Genomic DNA, 21,917 nt, shown 5'->3' with positions numbered 1-21,917 from the left:
CCGCCCGAGGAGGACGAGCAGGCCACAGCGCCGGCCCATGACGCAGACACCCACAGCCCACGCAGCGACGGAGGGTCGGGCCCGCGCCCGGTTCGCCGTGCCGGCCAAGCACCCGATGGTCACCGTGCTCGGTTCCGGTGACTCGCTGCTGCGCGTGATCGAGAAGGCATTCCCGGACGTCGACATCCACGCCCGGGGGAACGAGATCAGCGCTGTCGGCGACGCCAGTGAAGTCGCCCTGATCCAGCGCCTGTTCGACGAGATGATGCTGGTGCTCCGCACCGGGCAGCCGATGACGGAGGACGCGGTGGAACGCTCGATCGCCATGCTCAGGGCGAGTGAGAACGGCGAGGGCGACGGCGAGGAGACCCCCGCCGAGGTCCTGACCCAGAACATCCTCTCGTCCCGGGGTCGCACCATCCGCCCCAAGACCCTCAACCAGAAGCGCTATGTCGACGCCATCGACAAGCACACCATCGTCTTCGGCATCGGCCCCGCGGGCACCGGCAAGACCTACCTGGCCATGGCCAAGGCCGTGCAGGCCCTCCAGTCCAAGCAGGTCAACCGCATCATCCTGACCCGCCCCGCGGTGGAGGCCGGCGAACGCCTCGGCTTCCTGCCCGGCACCCTGTACGAGAAGATCGACCCGTATCTGCGCCCCCTGTACGACGCGCTGCACGACATGCTCGACCCCGACTCGATCCCCCGGCTGATGGCCGCCGGAACCATCGAGGTCGCGCCCCTGGCCTACATGCGCGGTAGGGCGCAGCCGGTGTTCACCAAGGTGCTGACCCCCGACGGCTGGCGCCCCATCGGGGACCTCCGCGTCGGAGACCTCGTCGTGGGGTCGAACGGCGAGCCGACCCCGGTCCTGGGCGTCTACCCCCAGGGAGAGAAGGACATCTACCGGGTGACCGCTCAGGACGGCTCCTGGACCCTGTGCTGCGGTGAGCACCTGTGGACCGTGCGCACGGCCTCGGACCGTCGGCGCGACAAGCCTTGGCGGGTCCTGGAGACCAAGGAGATGATCGGCAACCTCCGCGCGGCGCACGCCCGCCGCTACGAACTGCCGCTCCTCACCGCCCCGGTCCGGTTCCCGGAGCGCCCGGTGCCCATGGATCCCTATGCTCTGGGCCTGCTCCTCGGTGACGGGTGCCTCACCGGTTCCACCACCCCGTCGTTCGCCACCGGGGACCCCGAACTCGTCACGGCGCTCGAAGCGGCACTGCCCGGAGTCTCCGTTCGCCACCGGGGCGGCCCGGACTACGCCCTGAACCGGATCGCCTCTCCCGGTGACGTGATCACCACGGAGAACCCGGTCACGGCCGTGCTCCGGAAGCTGGACCTGTGGGGGAGCGGATCGAACACGAAGCTGGTGCCGGACGACTACCTCCAGAACACCCCGGAGGTGCGGCTCGCGCTCCTCCAGGGCCTCCTGGACTCCGACGGCGGCCAGGTCACGCAGGCCGACCGCACCTGCCGCATCCAGTACGTCACCACGTCCATCCTGTTGCGGGACGACGTCATCGCCCTCGTCCAGTCGCTGGGTGGGGTCGCCTACACCCGGCGCCGGCACGACGCCCACGTCGTGGACATCCGGCTGCCGGAGGGCGTGGAACCCTTCCGGCTCCAGCGCAAGGCCGAGAAGTACCGGGCGTCCGGCGGTGGTCGCCCGATGCGATTCATCGACTCGATCGAGCCGGCGGGTCGCGAGGAGGCCGTCTGCATCCAGGTGGCCGCCGAGGACTCGCTCTACGTCACCGAGAACTACCTGCTCACGCACAACACGCTCAATGACGCCTTCATCATCCTGGACGAGGCGCAGAACACGAGCCCCGAGCAGATGAAGATGTTCCTGACCCGCCTCGGGTTCGAGTCGAAGATCGTCATCACCGGTGACGTGACCCAGGTCGACCTGCCGACCGGCACCAAGTCCGGGCTGCGTCAGGTGCAGGACATCCTCGAAGGGGTCGACGACGTCCACTTCTCCCGGCTCACCTCGCAGGATGTCGTCCGGCACAAGCTGGTCGGCCGTATCGTCGACGCGTACGAGAAGTACGACCGAGCGAACGGCACCGAGAACGGTTCCGACCGCGGCTCCCGCCCGAGCCGGGGCGGCCGAGGGAAGTAGACCAGCACAGCCATGGCGATCGACGTCAACAACGAATCCGGCACCGCAGTGGACGAGCACGCCGTCCTCGACATCGCGCGCTACGCGCTGGCCAGGATGCGGATCCACCCGCTCTCCGAACTGTCCGTGATCGTCGTCGACGCCGACGCCATGGAACAACTGCACATCCAGTGGATGGACCTGCCGGGGCCCACGGACGTCATGTCCTTCCCGATGGACGAACTGCGGCCCCCGTCCAAGGACGACGAGGAGCCCCCGCAGGGCCTGCTCGGGGACATCGTGCTCTGCCCCGAGGTCGCCGAGCGACAGGGCCGCGAGGCCCCCACCGGGCACACCATGGACGAGGAACTGCAACTCCTCACCGTCCACGGAGTGCTGCACCTGCTGGGCTACGACCACGAGGAGCCCGACGAGAAGGCCGAGATGTTCGGGCTCCAGGCCGCGATCGTCGACGGCTGGCGCCAGGAGAAGGGCCTGACCGGCCCCTCCCCGGCGCCCACGGTCGCCTGAGCCGATGAGCGTTCCCCTCATCCTCGGCGCGGTCCTGCTGGTGGTCGTGGCGTGGCTCGCCGCCTGCGCCGAGGCGGGCCTCGCCCGGGTGTCCAGCTTCCGCGCCGAGGAGGCGACCCGCAGCGGACGGCGCGGCGCGGCGAAGCTCGCCCAGGTCACCGCGGACCCCACCCGGTACCTGAACGTCGCCCTGCTGGTGCGGGTGGCCTGCGAGATGGCCGCGGCGGCGCTCGTCACCTACGCCTGCCTCAACGAGTTCCACCAGACCTGGGAGGCGCTGCTCCTCGCGATCGGCGTGATGGTCCTGGTCTCGTACGTCGCGGTGGGCGTCTCCCCGCGCACCATCGGACGTCAGCACCCGCTGAACACGGCCACCGTCGCCGCGTACGTCCTGGTGCCGCTCGCCCGGATCATGGGGCCGATCCCCTCGCTGCTGATCCTCCTCGGCAACGCCCTCACCCCCGGCAAGGGCTTCCGGCGCGGGCCGTTCGCCTCCGAGGCGGAACTGCGGGCCCTGGTGGACCTCGCCGAACAGGAGTCCCTGATCGAGGACGACGAGCGCCGGATGGTGCACTCCGTCTTCGAACTCGGCGACACCCTCGTCCGCGAGGTCATGGTGCCGCGGACCGACCTCGTCGCCATCGAACGGTGGAAGACCATCCGCCAGGCCCTCACGCTCGCCCTGAGCTCCGGGTTCTCCCGCATCCCCGTCACCGGGGAGAACGAGGACGACGTCGTCGGGATCGTCTACCTCAAGGACCTGGCCCGCAAGACCCACATCAGCCGGGACGCCGAGTCGGAGCTGGTGTCCACGGCGATGCGGCCGGCGGCGTTCGTCCCCGACACCAAGAACGCCGGCGACCTGCTGCGGGAGATGCAGCAGGACCGCAACCACGTCGCCGTCGTCATCGACGAGTACGGGGGCACCGCCGGGATCGTCACCATCGAGGACATCCTGGAGGAGATCGTCGGGGAGATCACCGACGAGTACGACCGCGAACTGCCGCCGGTGGAACCGCTCGGCGACGGCCGCTTCCGGGTCACCTCCCGGCTCGACATCGGCGACCTCGGCGAGCTGTACGGGCTGGAGGCGTACGACGACGAGGACGTCGAGACGGTCGGCGGGCTCCTCGCCAAGGCGCTCGGCCGGGTCCCGATCGCCGGGGCCGAAGCCTCGGTCCTCCTCCCGGACGGGCGCCGCCTGCGGTTGACGGCGGAGTCCGCGGCCGGCCGCCGGAACAAGATCATGACGGTGTTGGTGGAGCCGCTGGGCCCCGGGGACACCGTCGGCCCGGCCGGGGAGCCCCGCCGGTGAGCCCCGAGGAACTGCGCACCTTCTGCCTCTCCTTCAACGCCGCCGTCGAGGAGTTCCCGTTCGGGCCCGAGACCTCCGTCTTCAAGGTGCGGGGCAAACTCTTCGCCCTGTCCCGGCTCGACGGGCTCCCGCTGACCGTGAACCTGAAGTGCGACCCCGAGGACGCGGTGCGGCTGCGCGAGCAGCACCCCGAGGCCGTGCGGCCGGGCTACCACATGAACAAGCGGCACTGGAACACGGTGACCGTCGGTCTGCTGCCCGCGCCGGCGGTGCGGGAACTGGTCGAGGACTCCTACGACCTGGTGGTCGCGGGTCTGCCGCGCGCCGAACGGCTCCGGCTCGACCGCCCCTGAGACACCCGGGACGGCCCCTTGATCCGCCCCTTAAGCTGGGGCCCATGAGCGAGAGTGAACTGGGCGCCGAGGACCGCAAGATCGTGACCCTCGCCCGCTCCGCGCGGGCGCGCGGCGGGGTGGCCGAGGGGGCCGCCGTACGGGACGAGACCGGCCGGACCTACGTCGCCGGGCCGGTGGACCTCCCCTCGCTGCGGCTCAGCGCCCTGCGCACCGCCGTCGCCATGGCCGTCGCCTCCGGGGCCACCTCGCTGGAGGCCGCCGCCGTGGTCACCGGCGAGCTGACCGCCCCCGACGAGGACCTGGCCGCGGTGCGCGACCTCGGCGGCACCGGCACCCCCGTCCACCTCGCCGCACCGGACGGGACGCCGCGCAGCACGGTCACCGTCTGACGCCCACGGGCCCGGAGCGCCGGGCGCCGTCGACCTGCGCCGGACGGGTGCGGTGCGGCGGCGCCCCGCCGATCGGGGACAATGGGCGTCATGAGTGCCCGTACCCCGTCATCCGAGCCCGCCGAGGCCACCCACCGGTCTGGCTTCGCCTGCTTCGTGGGGCGGCCCAACGCGGGCAAGTCCACCCTCACGAACGCGCTCGTCGGCCAGAAGATCGCGATCACCTCCAACCGGCCGCAGACCACCCGGCACACCGTCCGGGGCATCGTGCACCGCCCCGACGCGCAACTCGTGCTCGTGGACACCCCCGGACTGCACAAGCCCCGGACGCTCCTGGGACAGCGGCTCAACGACGTGGTCCGCGCCACCTGGGCCGAGGTCGACGTGATCGGGTTCTGCCTGCCCGCCGACCAGAAGCTCGGCCCCGGCGACCGTTTCATCGTCAAGGAGCTCGCGGCGATCAAGCGGACCCCCAAGGTCGCGATCATCACCAAGACCGACCTGGTCGACTCCAAGGCCCTCGCCGAGCAGCTGATCGCCGTGGACCAGCTCGGCAAGGAGCTGGGCTTCGAGTGGGCCGAGATCGTGCCCGTCTCGGCGGTCGGGGACCAGCAGGTCGGCCTGCTCGCCGACCTCCTGGTCCCGCTGCTCCCCGAGGGTCCCCTGCTGTACCCGGAGGGTGACCTCACCGACGAGCCCGAGCAGGTCATGGTGGCCGAGCTGATCCGCGAGGCGGCGCTCGAAGGGGTCCGCGACGAGCTGCCGCACTCCATCGCCGTGGTCGTCGAGGAGATGCTGCCCCGCGAGGACCGCCCCGCCGACAAGCCGCTGCTGGACATCCACGCCTTCGTCTACATCGAGCGGCCCAGCCAGAAGGGCATCGTCATCGGCCCCCAGGGCAAGCGGCTCAAGGAGGTCGGGATCAAGTCCCGCAAGCAGATCGAGGCGCTGCTCGGCACGCCCGTCTTCCTCGACCTGCACGTCAAGGTCGCCAAGGACTGGCAGCGCGACCCGCGCCAGCTGCGCAAGCTCGGATTCTGATCGGTCCGGCGCCGCCGGTGGGCGGCGCCGGTGCGGCCGGCGGGTCGGTCAGGGTGGACAGCCGCCCGGCGAGCACCCGCGCCCAGGCCCGGTAGCCCTGCGCCGAGGGGTGGAAGCGGTCGGACGACATCCAGGGCCCGGGGAACTCGGGCATCCCGCCGGAGTGCAGGTGGTGGACGCGCCGCCCGCGCCGCGCCACCACGCGCAGCTGCCGGTCCAGCAGGCCGACGTACAGCCGCAGCGGCCCGCGGACCGCCCGGGGCAGCACGTCGACGCCCCGCAGGTCGGGGAGCCCCGCGAAGACCACCGGCACGTTCGGCCCGAGCCGCAGCCGGATGTCCCGGACCAGTCGCTGCGCCTCCCGCCGCAGGGCCCAGGGGCTCCGTAGCCGCATCGCGTCGTTGGTGCCCGCCATGACCACCACCAGATCGGGTGTCCACCGGGTCATCGGGTCGGTGAGTCCGGACAGCAGGTGCTTGCGCAGCGAGCACAGCGTGGCGCCCGAGCGGGCGGACACCCGCCAGGAAACGGCCCGTCCGGTGATCCCCGTCAGTGCGGCGGCCAGTTCGCCGGGCAGCGCCTCGCGCAGGACGGGGGCGCCCACGCCGGCGGCGACGGAGTCGCCGACCACCGCCATCCGCAGCGCGGGTTCCGGGGACCCGGCACCCGGTGCCTCGGTGACCCCGCTGGTCTCCCCGCCGGCCTCGGGCAGCCGGGTCAGGTGCTTGCGGAAGGCCCGCGTACTCCGCGTCAGCATGACAAACCCCTCGTGTGGCGTCGGTCGTCCAGGACGTGCCGGTGTTCCGGACCCCGGCACGGCCGATGTCCGGTCCCGGGTGAGCGCCTCCACCCATAACACCGTTATGCACATAACAGCGTTATAGTTCGGCTGTGTCAACTGACGATCGCCGGGCCCCCCTCGACGTACGCCGCTGCCTCCTCGACCAGGCCGCGCGGGTGCTCGCCGAAGAAGGTGCGGCGGCGCTCAGCGTGCGGCGCCTGGTCAAGGCCGTCAGCACCTCGACGATGGCCGTCTACACCCACTTCGGGTCGATGCCCGGACTGGTCCGCGCACTGATGACGGAGGGCTTCGACCGCTTCCACGAACGGGTCGCCCGGGCCGCGGCCGCCCACCCCGACGACCCGGTCGCCGAACTGGCCGCCCTGTGCCGCGCCTACCAGGACTTCGCGCACGACGAACCGGACGTCTACGCGGTGATGTTCGGCGGTTCGGCGTTCGCCGGGTTCGCCCTCACCGAGGAGGACCGCAGGCTCGGCATCCACGTACTGCGCCCGCCCCGGGACGCCATCCGCCGCTGCCTCACCGCGGGCCGCTTCCGCGCGGGCGGTGACCCCGACCTCCTGGTCCGCCAACTCTTCTGCCAGATGCACGGACTGGCCCAACTCGGCCGGGCCGGGTACATCGCCGGCAGCTTCGGCCCTCCCGAGGTCCTGCGCGGCATGGTCCTCGACTTCGTCCGCGCCGCCGGCGACCGCCCGGACGAGGCGGAGACCTCCGTCGCGACCGGGCTCGGCACCGGTGGAGCGGCAACGGACTGAGCGCGGGACGAGCGGTGCCGCACCGCGTACCGGGGCAGCGGTGCCGGCCCGAGCGCCGGGGCGGCCGTGCCGGACCGGGCGCGCCGTGTGACGGTCAGCCCGGCCAACCACCCGCGGCGGCCGTGGCGTCGGCGAATGCGGCGAAGCTCCGCGGCGAACGCCCGAGGGCGCGCTGCACCCCGTCGGACAGATACGCGTCCGTGCCCCTCCTGATCGGTCCGACGATCTCCGCGAAGCCCGCGGCGTCCGCCGGCGACCACCCCTCCCGGACGAGTTCCGCCACGTGCTCCTCGACGGACAGCGGTACGTAGCGGACCTCCCGACCGGTCGCCCCGGAGATCGCGGCGGCCACCTCGGTGAGCGTCAACGCCCGTGGCCCGGACAGCTCGTAGACCTGCCCCGCGTGCCCGTCCCCGGTCAGCGCGGCCACCACCACCGCGGCGATGTCCTCGGCGTCGACGAAGCTGGCGGCCCCGTCACCGGCGGGCAACCGCAGCTCCCCGCTGCGCACGGCGTCGGCGAAGAACCCCTCGCTGAAGTTCTGCGCGAACCAACCCGGCCTGCTGATCGTCCACTCCAGACCGCTCTCCCGGACGGCGGCCTCACCGTCCAGCATGCCCTCCAGGATGCCGCTGTCGTCCTTCGCGTAGTGCGGATCGTCGATGCCGCGCCCGGAGGCCAGCACCACCCGCCGCACCCCGTGCCGCGCCGCCCGCTCGACGAACGGGCGCACGAGCGCGGTCCCGTCCAGCGGTACGAGGTACACGGACCGCACGCCCTCCAGGGCGCGGTCCCAGGTGGAGCGGTCGGTCCAATCGAAGGGGTGTTCCCCGTGCCGGGCCGCCGCCCGCACCGGCACTCCCGCGGCCCGCAGTTGACTGACGACACGGCGACCGGACTTGCCGGTCGCCCCGGTGACCAGAGTTGTTTGTTCGGACATGACCCCAGTCAACCGACCGGCACCGGGACGATCCATGGCAGGAAAGCTCCCGCTGATGTCCGTGCGTCTACAGTGAGGTGGTGGACGTCGTGTCGGAGGTGTTGGCGGGGGTACGGGCGCGCGGCGCCGTCTTCCGGCGGACGATCGTGCGACCGCCCTGGGCGCTGCGGATCACCAGCGGCGCCCCGCTGACGCTCGCCGCGATGCTGCGCGGCCGGGCCTGGATCGTGCCCGACCGGCAGGAGCCGGTCCCCGTCGGTGTCGGGGACGTCGCCGTCGTCCGCGGCGACGTGCCCTACACGGTGGCCGACGACCCCCGGACCGCACCGGCGTTGACGGTGACCCGCGCCGACTACTGCCCGGGCGCCGAGGGCGTGGAACGCGCCCCCGGGCCCGACCGGACCTGCGGAACACCGGCCGCGGAGGCCGCCGTCCTGGTCAGCGGGGCGTTCGAGCGCAGGGGGGAGCTCAGCGAACGACTGCTCCGGGCCCTGCCCCCCGTGCTGGTGGTACCGGCCGGCGCCGGCCCCTCCCCGTCGGTGGCGGCCCTGGCCGAGGAGGTCACCCGGGACCGGCCGGGTCAACAACTGCTGCTGGACCGGACGTTGGACCTGATGCTGGTCTCCGCGCTGCGCAGCTGGTTCGACGACCCGGACGCCCGCCCCCCGGCCTGGTGCCGCGCCCTGGACGACCCGACCGTGGGCACCGCACTGCGGTCGCTGCACGAGGCGCCCGCCCGCCCGTGGACGGTGGCGGACCTGGCGGCCGAGGCGGGAGTGTCACGGGCACTGCTCGCCCGGCGGTTCACCGCACTGGTCGGCGAACCGCCCATGTCCTACCTCGCGAACTGGCGGGTCGCCCTGGCCGCGGACCTGCTGCGGGAGACCGACCACACGGTGGACGTCGTCGCGCGACGGGTCGGCTACTCGGGCGCCTTCGCGCTGAGCGTGGCCTTCAAACGGCTGCGCGGCACCCGGCCCAGCGACCACCGGAACCCGGAACCCGAGTGGCGCGCCGGTTGAGTCCCGCTCAGGTCCAGACCGTGCACCCCTGCCGCTCCAGTCGGGACAGCAGCGGCAGCGCGGGGTCGACCCCGTTCCACCGCAGGTCCAGCCGTTCCAGCGAGGGCAGTTGGGCGAGCCAGTCCGGCAGCGCGCCGAGCCGGTTGCTCCGTAGGTCCAACTGCCGCAGCAGCGGAAGTCCGGCCAGACACGCGGGTACGTCGACGAGGGCGTTCTCCCGGAGGTCCAGCTGGCGCAGGGAGCGGAGCTCGGCGACCGACGGCGGCAGATGGGTGACGGCGTTCCCGCGGAGCCGGAGTTCACGCAGGTCGCGCAGTCGGCCGAGCGCGTCGGGCACCGTGGTGAGTCGGTTGTGCTCGGCGCGCAGTTCGACGAGGCCGGTCATCGAACCGAGGGCGTCGGGCAGGGCGTCCAACCGGTTCTCGCCGACGTTGAGGTAGCGCAGTCGGGTCAACCGGCCCAGCGACTGCGGAAGTCGGGACAGCCGGTTGTCGTGCAGGTAGAGGCAGTCGGTGAGCCCCGACAGCCCACCCAGCTCCTCGGGCACCGAGGTGAGTGCGTTGTGGCCCAGGTCCAGGGTCCGCAGCCGGTGCAGCCCGCCGACCTCCGGCGGGAGGGTGGTGAGTCCGTTCTCCGCGAGGATCAGCACCCGCAGTTCAGTGCGCCGCCAGATCGACTCGGGCACCTCTGCGAGCCCGTGGCGCCACAGGTTCAGCGTGTGGCCGCGATCGTCGCTTCCGTGCGGTGACGGCACAGCGGTCACTCCTGTTCCTCGGGGCGGGCGATCGGGCGGGCGATGGGGCAGGCGTCCGGCCGAGCATACGGCCCGCCCGGCCCGCCCCCGAACCCCTCCGCCCGCCCGCCCCGAACCCTCCGCCCGCGGCTCCGCGGCCGCGACGCGTTCAGACCCCGTCCGGGACGAGGACCACCTTGCCCGTCGTCGCCCGCGCCGCGATCGCCGCGTGCGCCGCGCCGGCCTGCGACAGCGGGAAGGCGTGCAGCGAGGGCGTCACCGTCCCGTCGGCGGCGGCGGCCAGCGCACGGGCCTGGTCGGTGCGCGCGTCCCGGCCGCCCTCCAGCATCAGCGCCAGGGCATCGGTGAAACTCACTCCCCGCTCGCGCAGTTCCGACTCGTCCGGGCGGAACTCCTCGCGCGACGAAGCCCCGATGCTGAGGTACCGCCCGCCCCTCACCAGCAGCCCGAAGGCGGCCCGGCCCTTCTCGCCCTCGACCCCGTCCAGCACCACGGTGACGCGATCGCCCAGCGCCCCGCGGACGACGTCCGGCCAGTCGGGCCGGTCGTAGTCGACGGCCAGGTCGACGCCCAACTCCCGTACCGCCGCCGTCTTCGCCGGTCCGCCGGCCGCACCGATGACGGTGGTGCCGATCCGGCGGGCGAACTGGAGGGCCAGGTACCCGATGCCGCCGGCGGCCGAAGTGACCACGAGCACGTCCTCGCGGGTGAGGGCGGCGGCATCGAGGAGGCCCACGGTGGTGGTGCCGGTGACGACCATGGCGACGGCGGCCTCGTGGCCCAGCCCGTCCGGGATGCGGTGCAGGTCCGCGACGTCGGCGACGGTCAGTTCGGCGTAACCCCCCGGCGTGCTGTGCGCGGTGACCACCCGGGCCCCCACCCAGGACGGGTCCACCCCGGGTCCGGCCGACTCCACCACGCCGGCCACCTCGCCGCCGAAGACCGCCGGGAGTTCGGGGAGCGGCGGACCGATCGGCAGCCCCTCCCGCATCGCCGTCTCGATCTGGTGCACCCCCGCGGCGCGCACGGCGATGCGGACCTGACCGGGGCCCGGCACGGGGTCGGGCACGGTCTCCAACCGGAGGTTCTCGGGGGGACCGAACTGGCGGAGCACGACGGCACGCATGGATGTTCCTTCCGGAGGATTCGACGGGAGGACTCCATCGTCCGACCTCAACTCCGCTTCAGGTCAAGCCGGCTGCCGAGTGGGTGTCAAGTGGCTGACAGGACAGGGGTCGGGCCCGTCCGCTAGGTCTCGTTCTCCCTGGTCGCTCCCGTGTTGTGTCGGTCAACTCCGTCCAGTGAGCGGTCATTTCTTGCCATTGAATGGTCCAGACCTTTACTGTCCGCGGCTACGGACCACGTTGACAGGAGGGTCGCTCACATGGCGATCGACATAAGGCCGCGCACGACGTGGGCGGAGCGTGCGGCCGCCACGAACAGCGGGCAGCTGAAGGCTCTGGAACTGATCAACGGACTCGGCATGGACCACCACCTGGCCGGGGAGGTCGTGCGGCAACGCATCGCGGCCACCCGGGAACCCGTCCAGGGGCGCGAGTGGTCGCCCTGGAAGGGCGGGGTCTTCATCCACCACATGGGCCCCCTCTCCTTCTCGCCGAACTCGGAGGCCGACTGCATCGAAGGGGTCGCCGAGATCTGGCACAAGCACATGAGCGAGGGCTATGGCGACATCGCCTACAACTTCCTCGTCTGCCCGCACGGCAAGATCTACGAGGGGCGCGGCCTGGTCCGCGGCGAGGCGAACGGCGGTGACGCGCCCCCGACCGCCCGCACCAAGCGGGGCGAGATCTGGGTCAACGGGGTCGGCGCGGTCGGCCGCAACGCCGGCTTCTACTCCGTCCTGGGGATGATCAGGGCGTGGAACCAGCCGACCCAGCCCATGCTGAACTCGATCAAGAACCTGATCGGGCACCTCCAGGGGGACGTCAGCGCACAGGTCCGGGCCGGCGGGCACATCCTCCCGCACTCCGAGGGGGACCACACGGAGTGCCCCGGCAACCTCACCCCGTACGCCAAGCTGGGCTCGGCCATCGACCCCGGGCGGCCCGCGCCGCAGCAGGCGGTGTCGATCGTCCCGCGCGCGGGATGGGGCGCCCGTCCGCCGCGGGGCGAGTACCCCGTGCCGCTCTCCCAGCGCACCGGCTTCGCGGTGCACTACTCGGCCGGTCCCCCCACCCAGTCCGTACGGGCCGTCCAGAACTACCACATGGACGGCAGGGGTTGGCCGGACGTCGGCTACAACTTCCTGGTCGACCGGTTCGGCCGGATCTACGAGGGCCGCGGCTGGCTCAACATCGGCGCCCACGCCACCGGCTACAACACCACGCACATCGGCGTCTGCTTCATCGGCAGCAACGGGGACGCCACCCCGGCGGCGAAGAACGCCATCCGCGCGCTCTACCACGCGGCCAACCGGCACACCGGCCGCACGCTCCAGGCCACGTACCACGGTGCCATCGGATCGACCGCCTGCCCCGGCGCCGACCTGCGCAACTGGGTGATCAGCGGCCTCGCCGGGGACAACGTCCCCATCGAGGGCGGCGGCGCCCCCGGCACCGGAGCCGGCACCACCCACGTCCGCTCCGCCTCCGCCCAGCAGCACGCGGTCAACCTCCTCGGTCACACGCCCCTGCTCGTGGTCGACGGCTCCCTGGGCCCGCTGACCCTGGCCGGCGTGCGCTGGCTCCAGCGGAAGGTCGGCGTGGAGGCCGACGGGAACTGGGGCCCGCTCACCGAGGCGGCGTACGTGGCCCACATCGGCGGCGGCACGGGCGGCGGGGTGACCCTCTACCGGTCCGTCGCGGCCCAGCAGCGCGCCGTCAACGCGCTCGGCCACGCCCCGGCGCTCGCGGTCGACGGTTCCTTCGGTCCGGCCACCTCCGCGGGGGTGCGCTGGCTCCAGACGAAGATCGGTGTCGCGGCCGACGGGAACTGGGGCCCGGCGACGGAGAAGGCGTACCTCACCCACACGGGCGGGGGCGCCAGCTCCGGCGGGGTCACCACGATCCGCTCGGTCACCTTCCAGCAGCACGCGGTCAACGGCCTCGGCCACACCCCGGCGCTCGTCGTGGACGGCTCCTTCGGCCCGCTGACCCTCGCCGGGGTGCGCTGGCTCCAGACGAAGATCGGAGTGGACGCCGACGGCGCCTGGGGCCCGGACACCGAAGCCGCCTACGGCAGGTGGGCCGACGGTGAACGCCTCGTCGTGGACGGCAGCTTCGGCCCGGCCACCGTCTCCGCCACCCAGCGCGCGATCGGCGTCACCCCGGACGGCGTCTGGGGTCCGGAGTCCAAGCGGGCGCTCCAACGCCACCTCAACACCTGGTCGGCCGCCGGCCTCGTCGTCGACGGCTCCATCGGCCCCGGGACCGTCAAGGCCCTCCAGGCCCACCTCAACACGATGATCCGCGCCGGACTCCCCCTCGACGGGTCCTGGGGACCCGCCACCAACCGAGCCCTACAGACCGCACTCAACCTGGAGAAGTTCTGATGGGACAGCACCTGAACCCGCCGGCGGACCAGCGTCCGGAGCCGTCCGCCGGCCTCTCGACCACCACTTCCCGGCGGACCGTCCTCGCCGGCGGCGCCCTCGTCGCGGCCGGCCTGGTCGCCGCGTCCGCCCCGAGCGTCACGGCGGCCACCGGGCGGCTCCCCGCCGAGACCGCCGGCCCGGGCGTCCGGACCGACTTCACCCCGGTCCCGGCCGGGGACGCCGATGCGCTCGTCGTCCCCGAGGGCTTCCGGGCGGACCCCGTGGCCCGCTGGGGCGAACCCCTGACGAGCTCCGCCCCGCCGTGGCGCCCCGGACGCATCGCCTCCGCCACCGAGCAGGCGCACCAGATCGGCAGCCACCACCACGGAGTCGCGTTCCTGCCCTCCGCGCCCGGCGGCGACGGCCGTCCGCACGGCCTGCTGGTCCTGGCCCACGAGTCCGCCGACGCCGCGCTCACCCAGGGCGCACCGCACACGGCCATGACGGCCCAGGGCGTGACCGTGGTGGCCGTGGCCGCGGGGCGCACCGCGGCGGACGCCTGGCGGACCGTGGACTCCCGGGACAACCGGCGGATCACCGCACACACCCCCGTCCGGCTCTCCGGCCCGGCCGCGGGCGGGGAACCCGCCCGCGGCGTGCTGGCCCCCGGCGCGGTGGACGTCACCCCCTGGGGCACGGTGCTGGTCGCCGAGGAGAACGCCAACGCGTTCTTCGGCACCGACGACCGCAGCTGGCGCCGCTCCGAGGGCGACGTCCGCTACGGGTTCAGCGCCGACGGCTTCGGACACCCCTGGCACCCCGAGGACCCCCGGTTCGACCTGGCCGACCGGCGCTCCCACCCCGAGCACTACGGGTGGATCGTGGAGGTCGACGTCCGTGACCCCGCGGCGGAGCCGGTCAAGCGGACCGCGCTCGGGCGCTTCGCGCACGGCAGCGCCACGGTGTCCGAGGCGGCCGGACGGATCGTCGTCCACAGCACGGACGCCGAGGACGGCGAGTACGCGTACCGCTTCGTCGGCTCCGCGCCCTGGCGCGAGCTGCGCGCCGCCGGCCGGGACCCCCTGGACCACGGCACCCTCCACGTGGCCCGGTTCGCCGCGGACGGCACCGGTTCCTGGCTGCCGCTGACGTACGGGCAGGGGCCGCTGACCTCCGAGAACGGTTGGCGGGACCAGGGCGATGTGCTCCGCAGGGCCCGGCTCGCGGCCGATGCGCTCGGTGCGACCCCGCTGGCGCGGCCCGAGCGGGTCGCCGTCGACCCCCGTGACGGCGACGTCTACCTCGCCCTGGTGGGCGGCGACGGCGGCACCGCCTGCGGTGGCGCGGCCTGCGCGGCCGGCGCCCCGGGCACCGGTGCGCACGGCGAGATCCTGCGCTGGCGCGGCGCGGAAGGCGACCCGACGGCGGTCGAGTTCCGCTGGGAACGGTTCCTCGCCGGCGGTGCGCAGGACGCGGCGTCGGAAGGGGCGTTCGCCCACCCCAAGGGCCTGTGGTTCGACGCCGACGGGCAGTTGTGGATCTCCACCGGCATCCCCGGCCGCCACCTGGGCGGACCCGACGGGCCCTACCGTTCGCTCGGCAACAACGCCCTGCTGGCGGCCGACCCCCGCACCGGAACGGTCCGCCGGTTCCTCACCGCGCCGCGTGGTGCCGAGGTGACCGGCGTGGCCGCCTCCGCCGACGGCCGCACGCTGTTCGTGAACGTGCAGCACCCCGGCCAGCGCACCTCCGCCTGGGGTGCGCCGACGGCGGACGACCCCGGGGCCGTCAGCACCTGGCCGGACGGGCGGGGGTCCCGCCCCCGCTCGGCCACCGTCGCGATCCGACGGACCGGCACCCGCAGCCGCTGAGGCCCACTCGGTCCCGCCGTGCATTCACGGGCCCTCGGAGGCACCCGGGGCGGGGCGCTCCGTGCTGGAGGAACCCGGGGGCGTCGTACCGTCGCCGAGCGGCGCCATGTTCCAGTGGTCCTCGTCCCAGACGAGGACTTCGCGGACGTCGACCGGCTGCCGCGAGCTCTTCGCCCAGCCCGAGCCCTTGATCCGGACCTGGTAGACGCCCTCCAGCTCACTGCGGTGGCTCCAGGTCACCCGCCAGTCCCGCCCGCCGTACTCCGTGAGCCTGGCCCGGGCGTCCCGCTCGCCGTGCGGCGGTCCGAGCAGCTTCGCGAGCCCTTCGGCGTCTCGGGCGTTCAGCTCGCTGACGTAGCTGGTCAGGAAGGTGTTCAGGGCGTCGGTGTCGGGTTCGCGCGGCCCGCCGCCGTCACCGGAAGAACATCCGGTGACGGCGGCGGTCACCCCCAGGGCCAGCGCCAGGACGGCCAGGACGCGAGGCGTCCGGCGGGAGCGGAGGGGGTGGGCGGAGGTCACATCACGTCCTGTGCGCGTAGTACGTGGCCTTGGGGTACTGCTTGACGATGCTGGCCATCGACCGGCGGTAGGTGTCGGAGCTGTGGTACGTCAGGTACGGCTGGTTCTTGGCACGATGAGTGGTGATCATCGTGTGGTCCTTGCCGTTCTTCCGGTCGAAGTCCATCTGGAGCACGTCGCCGTACCCCATCTGGTAGACGTTGCCCAGGATCGACGTCCGGCCGCTCTTCTTGGCGAAGGTCGCCCAGTGGTTCACGCTGGTCCAGGAGTACGTCTGGTTGGCGGAGTTGTACCACCAGTACTTGGCGTTCTTGTACCAACCGGACTTGTTCTTCCAGCCGCCGGCCCGCAGCGACTGGCTGACGAAGTTGGTGCAGTCACCGCCCTTGCCGTTGAACTTGCGGTAGGCCGAGTTGTAGTTCTTCCAGTACTTCTCCGCGTACCGTGCCATCGCGGCGTAGTCGTACCCGGCCAGCGGCGTGACGACGCCGCTGGCCGGCGCGTCCTTCCGGGCCGCCGCGAGATCGGCGGCGGTCGGAGCGGCGACGGCGCTGACCGGCTTCTCGCCGGTGCCGGGCGGCACGTCCGGGACGTCGTTCGGGTCCTCGGTGCCGTCCTCGACGGTCGGCTCGTCGGCGGGCTCCGGCGTGTTCAGGTCCGCCGGGTCCGTCACCACCACCTGGTTGATCGGGGCGGGACCGCTCTTGTTGACCGGGTCGGCCGCGGTGAGCGCCCAGGTGCCGTCCGCGGCGAGGGCGTAGACGAACTGGTGCTCGGCCCGGAATTCGGTGGTGGGCGGCTCGTCACCGTGGATCTTCTTGTAGGTGAGGGCCGTGTCCTCGGTCAACTGGACCGTGGCGGTGTCACCGACGACGTCGACCGAGTCGACCGCGGTCGTGGTCTGGGCGGCGGTGTAGGCCTCCGAGACCTCGGCCAACTCCGCCTTCAGGTGCTGTAGTTCACCGACGGTGGCGTTCTCCGCCCGTGCGGAGGCGGCGCTGAGGTGCACCGGTCCGCGGGTGCGGGTGGCCAGCGGGTCGGACAGGGCGGCCGGTGTGCCCGGTGTGTCCAGGAGCGCCGCCGTGCGCCGCTCGATGACCGCCTTGGCCACGTCCGCGAAGTGTCGGACGGTCTCCTCGCTCACCGCGGCTGCCGAGCTGCCCGATGCCGGTGCACCCGCCGGGACCACCGAGGGTCCGGCGGCCACCGCGGTACCGCTGGTCAGTGCGGTTGCGGTGATTCCGACGACGGCGAGCGTGCGTAACGAGGTCGTTCGGGATGGCTTCGTTCGCGTCATGAAACGTACCCCCATTAACAGCGCCCCCCCGTGGAGCGCTTGACCCAAGAATCACGTAAGGCACGGGAAAACGGTGGACAGTTTCTTGCCCATCGTTGGCCGGTCTTTGATCTCTTGAGCCCCGGATCGGGGTGTTTTGGGGGTATTCCTGAGGGATCGTGCCCGTGGGGGCCGAACAGTTCGGGCCACTCGGCGCCCCCGTGCCGCACCGCCTAGGCGCCCTCCTTCAGGACCCGTCGCACGAGCTCCCGCTGGGCGTCGGTGAGCCGGGGGTCCGCGCAGTACGCCGTGCGGCCGTCGACCGTGATGCGGTAGCTGAAACCGTCCGGGACGCCGGTGCCGGGCGCCGAGCGGGCACCGGTCAGTGCCCGCTCGGCCAGGGCGTGCCACACCTCGGCGTCGGGGCGGGCGGTGGTGTCCACCTCGGCCCGCCGCTCGATTCCCGCGAACCCTCCGGTCCGCCGCACGACGATACGCATGCCCCTTCGTCTACCCCGTGGTCAGCCCGTCGGAACACCCACCGACGACCACGCCTTGGTCACGGCTTCCAGCTCGGTGCCCGCGCCGTACCGTGACCGGGCCGCCGCCAGGGTCAGCCGGGCGAACTCCGAGAAGTCCGCGTCCGGGGCCAGCTCGCCGCCGGTCAGCGTGTCGTACCAGATCTGTCCGGCCCGCTCCCAGGCGTTCCCGCCCAGCTCCGTGGCGAGCAGGTAGAAGGCGTGGTTCGGGATGCCCGAGTTGATGTGGACGCCGCCGTTGTCCCGGTTGGTGCGGACGTAGTCGTCCATCGTCGCGGGCTGCGGGTCCTTGCCGAGGACGTCGTCGTCGTAGGCGGTGCCCGGCGCCTTCATCGAGCGCAGCGCCACCCCCTCGACGTTCGGGCCGAGCAGCCCCGCGCCGATCAGCCAGTCCGCGTCCTTGGCGAGCTGCCCGAGCCCGTACTGCTTGATCAGGGCGCCGAACACGTCGGACACCGATTCGTTGAGCGCACCCGACTGGCCGTAGTACTCCAGGTTCGCCGTGTACTGGACCACGCCGTGGGTGAGCTCGTGGCCGATCACGTCGACCGGGAGCGTGAAGTCGAGGAACAGTTCCCCGTCCCCGTCGCCGAACACCATCTGCTCGCCGTTCCAGAAGGCGTTCGCGTAGTCCTGGCCGTAGTGCACGGTCGCCACCAGCGGCAGGCCGGAGTCGTCGATCGAGCGGCGCCCGTACGCCTTCAGGTACAGCTCGAAGGTGGCGCCGAGGCCGGCGTGGGCGCGGTTGACGGTGGCGTCGCCGGTCGGCGGGTCGTCCTCGTCCCGCACCTTGCGGCCCGGGAGGACCTCCCTGTTCTGCGCGTCGTGGACCCGTCGGTCCGGCTTGTCGGAGGGCACCGCCGTGGTGGGGGCGAGGCCGCGCACCGTGGCGATCCGGCGGCGGGTGCGCTGGGCGGCGTCGAGTTCCAGGGTGCGGGTCGCGGCGCGTGACACGGCCGCGTCGTCGGCCTGGGCGAGCTTGTCCAGGATGTGCGGCGGGACGACGGTGCAGAAGACGGGCCGACGGCCCGGTCGCTGTGGTGTCATGAGGGCAATGTGGCAGTCGGTCACCCTGTTGTCACCACAGGTGACGTGGAATTGGCGAAAAGGAGTGAAGCGCGTGCGAAGCGGCCCGGGAACCATGCGTCTCGTACCCCTCACGCGTCCCGCATACTGGGACAGGCCACCATCCTCGGGAGGGCTCGGTTAGGCTGCGTGCACCATGCGTTTCGGGCTGCTTCTCCTTAGCTGCCGCGGCGAGGGCCTGTAGTCGTAGGCCGACCCCCTCCCCGCGGAGTTCGGTGTTGCGCTCAGCCGTCGGCCGTCCCCCGTGGACCAAGAGGAGCCCTACGCATCATGTCCAGCCCTTCCCGCCCTGCTGCTGATCCGTCCTCCGTCGGCCGTCCCACGCCGATCACCAACGCGACGCACCTCCAGCGGGCCACCGCGATGCCGATCCACAAGTACCGCCCGTACGAGCAGGTCGACATCGCCGACCGGACGTGGCCGGACCAGCGGATCACCCAGGCTCCCCGCTGGCTCTCCACCGACCTGCGCGACGGCAACCAGGCGCTGATCGACCCCATGTCGCCCGCCCGCAAGCGCGAGATGTTCGACCTGCTGGTCGCGATGGGCTTCAAGGAGATCGAGGTCGGCTTCCCCGCCTCCGGACAGACCGACTTCGACTTCGTGCGGTCGATCATCGAGGAGGAGGACGCGATTCCCGACGACGTGACGATCTCCGTCCTCACCCAGGCCCGCGAGGACCTGATCGAGCGGACCGTCGAGTCGCTGGTCGGCGCCAAGCGCGCCACCGTCCACCTGTACAACGCGACCGCGCCGGTCTTCCGCCGGGTCGTCTTCCGCGGCTCCAAGGAACAGATCAAGCAGATCGCCGTCGACGGCACCCGGCTGGTCATGGAGTACGCGGAGAAGCTGCTGGACGACCGCACCACCTTCGGCTACCAGTACAGCCCGGAGATCTTCACCGACACCGAGCTGGACTTCGCCCTGGAGGTCTGCGAGGCGGTCATGGACGTGTGGCAGCCCGAGGCCGGCCGCGAGATCATCCTCAACCTGCCCGCCACCGTCGAGCGCTCCACCCCCTCCACCCACGCGGACCGCTTCGAGTGGATGAGCCGCAAGCTGTCCCGGCGCGCGCACGTGTGCCTGTCCGTGCACCCGCACAACGACCGCGGCACCGCCGTCGCCGCCGCCGAGCTGGCGCTGATGGCCGGGGCCGACCGCATCGAGGGCTGTCTGTTCGGCCAGGGCGAGCGTACCGGCAACGTCGACCTGGTCACCCTGGGCATGAACCTGTTCTCGCAGGGCGTCGACCCGCAGATCGACTTCTCCCGCATCGACGAGGTCCGCCGCACCGCCGAGTACTGCAACCAGATGGAGGTCCACCCCCGTCACCCGTACGTGGGCGACCTCGTCTACACCTCCTTCTCCGGCTCCCACCAGGACGCCATCAAGAAGGGCTTCGACGCGATGGAGGCGACGGCGGCCGCCGCCGGCAAGACCGTCGACGACATCGAGTGGGCCGTGCCCTACCTGCCCATCGACCCCAAGGACGTGGGCCGCTCCTACGAGGCCGTGATCCGCGTCAATTCGCAGTCCGGCAAGGGCGGCATCGCGTACGTCCTGAAGAACGAGCACAAGCTGGACCTGCCGCGACGGATGCAGATCGAGTTCTCGAAGATCATCCAGGCGAAGACCGACGCCGAGGGCGGCGAGGTCACCCCGACGGACATCTGGAACGTCTTCCGCGACGAGTACCTGCCCAACCCGGACGACGCCTGGGGCCGCGTCCAGCTGCGCACCGGCCAGTCCACCACCGACACCGACGGCATCGACACGCTCACCGTCGAGGCCACCGTCGACGGCGCCGACACCGTCCTGGGCGGCAGCGGCAACGGCCCGATCTCCGCCTTCTTCGACGCCCTCCAGTCCATCGGCATCGACGTACGCCTGCTGGACTACCAGGAGCACACCATGAGCGAGGGCGCCTCCGCACAGGCCGCCTCGTACATCGAGTGCGCGATCGGCGACAAGATCCTCTGGGGCATCGGCATCGATGCGAATACGACACGTGCCTCGCTGAAGGCCGTCGTCTCCGCCGTCAACCGCGCGACCCGCTGACCCCCGCCACCTGCGCGTCCCCGGCGCCCGCCACCCCACGGGGCGGCGGGCGCCGGGGCGTCTCCCGGCCACCTTCACATCCTGGGTACTGACGGCACCCGCTCGATGTGGCTAACATCACGCCAACACGGCGAGGTTGCCACGATGTTGCGGAGGTGTGACGTGCTGCCGAGCAGAGGACGGAACAGCCGTGGCGGCCGTGGTGGCCGCCGAGGCCGTCTGCTGGGGGTGCGCACCGCCTGGACGACCGTCGCCGACGGGGAGTTCTTCTGCCCCGGCTGCGGTTGCGACCGCAACTACGAGCGCCGCACCGGCCGCCGCCGGTTCGCCGTCCTCGGCCTGCCGCTGCTGCCCCGCGGGGCGACCGCGCCCGTCGTCGAGTGCGTGACCTGTCAGGAACACTTCGGCACCGACGTCCTCGACCACCCGACCACCCAGCGGTTCTCCGCGATGCTGCGCGACGCGATCCACACCGTCGCGCTCGCCGTCCTCGCCGCGGGCGGCACCGGCGCGCCCTGCGCGGTCGGCGTCGCGCTCGCCGCGCTCCGGGACGCCGGGTACCGGGACTGCGACGAGGAACAGCTCGTCACCCTCGTCGAGGCCGTCAGCGCCGACACAGGGCGTCTGCCGGGCCTCTACGGCGACCCGGGCCTCACCGGCTTCGCCATCGAACTGCACGAGGCCCTGGAACCGCTCGCCCCGCACCTGGCGCCCGCCGGCCGCGAGTCGCTGTTGCTCCAGGGCGCCCGCATCGCCCTCGCCGACGGCCCGTACACCCCCGCCGAACGCGACATCCTCGCCACCGTGGGCCGCGCCCTCACCCTCGACCCGGACGACGTCACCCGGCTCCTCAGCACCGCCCGCCCCACCCCCTCCTGACCCGCGCCCCCTCCTGACCCGCGCCCCCTCCTGACCCGCGCCCCTTCCTGACCCGCGCCCCTTCCTGGCCCGCGCCCCCGGAGCCGGAGCGCGTCGGAGTCCCGCGGGAGTACTCCGCGGGAAGTAACGCGCCACGCACCGCACCCGGAGCGGTAACCGGGACTTCGGCCCACGGTCC

20 protein-coding genes are annotated in these 21,917 nt (G+C 72.4%); 12 read left to right on the top strand and 8 right to left on the bottom strand.

Annotated elements, in window-relative coordinates:
* Positions 1 to 37: 37 nt before the first annotated feature.
* The 6 genes from ACFYOU_RS06325 (at position 38) to era (ending at position 5,742) form a co-directional block, all read left to right on the top strand.
* Complete coding sequence (locus ACFYOU_RS06325; protein ID WP_391303905.1) at positions 38 to 2,131, top strand: PhoH family protein; 2,094 nt, start codon at positions 38 to 40, stop codon at positions 2,129 to 2,131.
* A 12-nt stretch (positions 2,132 to 2,143) separates the two neighbouring features.
* Positions 2,144 to 2,641, top strand: a complete 498-nt coding sequence (gene ybeY / locus ACFYOU_RS06320) for an rRNA maturation RNase YbeY (protein WP_387008619.1) — start codon at positions 2,144 to 2,146, stop codon at positions 2,639 to 2,641.
* Positions 2,642 to 2,645: 4 nt separating this feature from the next.
* On the top strand, positions 2,646 to 3,956 hold the full coding sequence (locus ACFYOU_RS06315) for a CNNM domain-containing protein (protein ID WP_391303904.1): 1,311 nt from the start codon (positions 2,646 to 2,648) through the stop codon (positions 3,954 to 3,956).
* Positions 3,953 to 4,309, top strand: coding sequence for an MmcQ/YjbR family DNA-binding protein (locus ACFYOU_RS06310; RefSeq protein ID WP_389763008.1), 357 nt, complete (start codon positions 3,953 to 3,955; stop codon positions 4,307 to 4,309). The genes ACFYOU_RS06315 and ACFYOU_RS06310 overlap by 4 nt, the downstream gene beginning before the upstream one ends.
* 44 nt (positions 4,310 to 4,353) lie before the next feature.
* On the top strand, positions 4,354 to 4,701 hold the full coding sequence (locus ACFYOU_RS06305; protein WP_387008624.1) for a cytidine deaminase: 348 nt from the start codon (positions 4,354 to 4,356) through the stop codon (positions 4,699 to 4,701).
* A 90-nt stretch (positions 4,702 to 4,791) separates the two neighbouring features.
* Positions 4,792 to 5,742, top strand: a complete 951-nt coding sequence (era, locus tag ACFYOU_RS06300) for a GTPase Era (protein WP_389763007.1) — start codon at positions 4,792 to 4,794, stop codon at positions 5,740 to 5,742.
* Here the strand turns inward: era and ACFYOU_RS06295 are convergent.
* On the bottom strand, positions 5,684 to 6,499 hold the full coding sequence (locus tag ACFYOU_RS06295) for an SGNH/GDSL hydrolase family protein (RefSeq protein WP_389763005.1): 816 nt from the start codon (positions 6,497 to 6,499) through the stop codon (positions 5,684 to 5,686). The genes era and ACFYOU_RS06295 overlap by 59 nt on opposite strands.
* A gap of 134 nt (positions 6,500 to 6,633) precedes the next feature.
* Between ACFYOU_RS06295 and ACFYOU_RS06290 the strand changes: the two genes are divergently transcribed.
* Positions 6,634 to 7,302 carry a TetR/AcrR family transcriptional regulator gene (locus ACFYOU_RS06290; protein WP_389763003.1) on the top strand — a complete coding sequence of 223 codons (669 nt, stop codon included), beginning with the start codon at positions 6,634 to 6,636 and terminating at the stop codon, positions 7,300 to 7,302.
* A gap of 94 nt (positions 7,303 to 7,396) precedes the next feature.
* On the opposite strand, the gene ACFYOU_RS06285 is transcribed toward ACFYOU_RS06290, so the two are convergent.
* The gene (locus tag ACFYOU_RS06285; protein WP_391303903.1) at positions 7,397 to 8,242 is read right to left on the bottom strand and encodes an NAD(P)H-binding protein; all 846 of its coding nucleotides are present in this window, start codon (positions 8,240 to 8,242) and stop codon (positions 7,397 to 7,399) included.
* 80 nt (positions 8,243 to 8,322) lie between these two features.
* On the opposite strand from ACFYOU_RS06285, the gene ACFYOU_RS06280 reads away from it, so the two are divergent.
* Positions 8,323 to 9,264 (top strand): cupin domain-containing protein, encoded by a 942-nt coding sequence (locus ACFYOU_RS06280; RefSeq protein ID WP_391303902.1) that lies wholly within the window; start codon positions 8,323 to 8,325, stop codon positions 9,262 to 9,264.
* 7 nt (positions 9,265 to 9,271) lie between these two features.
* Here ACFYOU_RS06280 and ACFYOU_RS06275 read toward each other — a convergent pair whose 3' ends face one another.
* The gene (locus tag ACFYOU_RS06275; RefSeq protein WP_391303901.1) at positions 9,272 to 10,027 is read right to left on the bottom strand and encodes a leucine-rich repeat domain-containing protein; all 756 of its coding nucleotides are present in this window, start codon (positions 10,025 to 10,027) and stop codon (positions 9,272 to 9,274) included.
* A 139-nt stretch (positions 10,028 to 10,166) separates the two neighbouring features.
* Positions 10,167 to 11,144, bottom strand: a complete 978-nt coding sequence (locus ACFYOU_RS06270; RefSeq protein WP_391303900.1) for a zinc-binding dehydrogenase — start codon at positions 11,142 to 11,144, stop codon at positions 10,167 to 10,169.
* 258 nt (positions 11,145 to 11,402) lie between these two features.
* Here ACFYOU_RS06270 and ACFYOU_RS06265 point away from each other — a divergent pair, with 258 nt between their 5' ends.
* A complete protein-coding gene (locus ACFYOU_RS06265) occupies positions 11,403 to 13,529 on the top strand; it encodes a peptidoglycan-binding protein (RefSeq protein WP_391303899.1) in 2,127 nt (708 codons plus the stop codon).
* Positions 13,529 to 15,382: an alkaline phosphatase PhoX gene (locus ACFYOU_RS06260; protein ID WP_391303898.1), complete on the top strand. Its 1,854-nt coding sequence runs from the start codon at positions 13,529 to 13,531 to the stop codon at positions 15,380 to 15,382. The genes ACFYOU_RS06265 and ACFYOU_RS06260 overlap by 1 nt, the downstream gene beginning before the upstream one ends.
* Positions 15,383 to 15,406: 24 nt before the next feature.
* On the opposite strand, the gene ACFYOU_RS06255 is transcribed toward ACFYOU_RS06260, so the two are convergent.
* From ACFYOU_RS06255 to ACFYOU_RS06240, 4 genes are all read right to left on the bottom strand, one after another.
* Positions 15,407 to 15,901, bottom strand: coding sequence for a hypothetical protein (locus ACFYOU_RS06255; protein WP_391303897.1), 495 nt, complete (start codon positions 15,899 to 15,901; stop codon positions 15,407 to 15,409).
* Position 15,902: 1 nt separating this feature from the next.
* Positions 15,903 to 17,045, bottom strand: coding sequence for an amidase domain-containing protein (locus ACFYOU_RS06250; protein ID WP_391303896.1), 1,143 nt, complete (start codon positions 17,043 to 17,045; stop codon positions 15,903 to 15,905).
* A 365-nt stretch (positions 17,046 to 17,410) separates the two neighbouring features.
* Positions 17,411 to 17,677, bottom strand: coding sequence for a protealysin inhibitor emfourin (locus tag ACFYOU_RS06245; protein ID WP_385487675.1), 267 nt, complete (start codon positions 17,675 to 17,677; stop codon positions 17,411 to 17,413).
* 21 nt (positions 17,678 to 17,698) lie between these two features.
* Positions 17,699 to 18,763 (bottom strand): M4 family metallopeptidase, encoded by a 1,065-nt coding sequence (locus ACFYOU_RS06240; protein ID WP_385487677.1) that lies wholly within the window; start codon positions 18,761 to 18,763, stop codon positions 17,699 to 17,701.
* A gap of 309 nt (positions 18,764 to 19,072) precedes the next feature.
* Between ACFYOU_RS06240 and leuA the strand changes: the two genes are divergently transcribed.
* Positions 19,073 to 20,860 carry a 2-isopropylmalate synthase gene (leuA, locus tag ACFYOU_RS06235; protein WP_391303895.1) on the top strand — a complete coding sequence of 596 codons (1,788 nt, stop codon included), beginning with the start codon at positions 19,073 to 19,075 and terminating at the stop codon, positions 20,858 to 20,860.
* Between the two features lie 162 nt (positions 20,861 to 21,022).
* Positions 21,023 to 21,739: a TerB family tellurite resistance protein gene (locus ACFYOU_RS06230; RefSeq protein ID WP_391303894.1), complete on the top strand. Its 717-nt coding sequence runs from the start codon at positions 21,023 to 21,025 to the stop codon at positions 21,737 to 21,739.
* Positions 21,740 to 21,917 lie beyond the last annotated feature (178 nt).

The organism is Streptomyces sp. NPDC005955 (genome assembly GCF_042871255.1).
Classification (GTDB): domain Bacteria; phylum Actinomycetota; class Actinomycetes; order Streptomycetales; family Streptomycetaceae; genus Streptomyces.
This window is presented reverse-complemented; position numbering and strand designations above follow the sequence as displayed.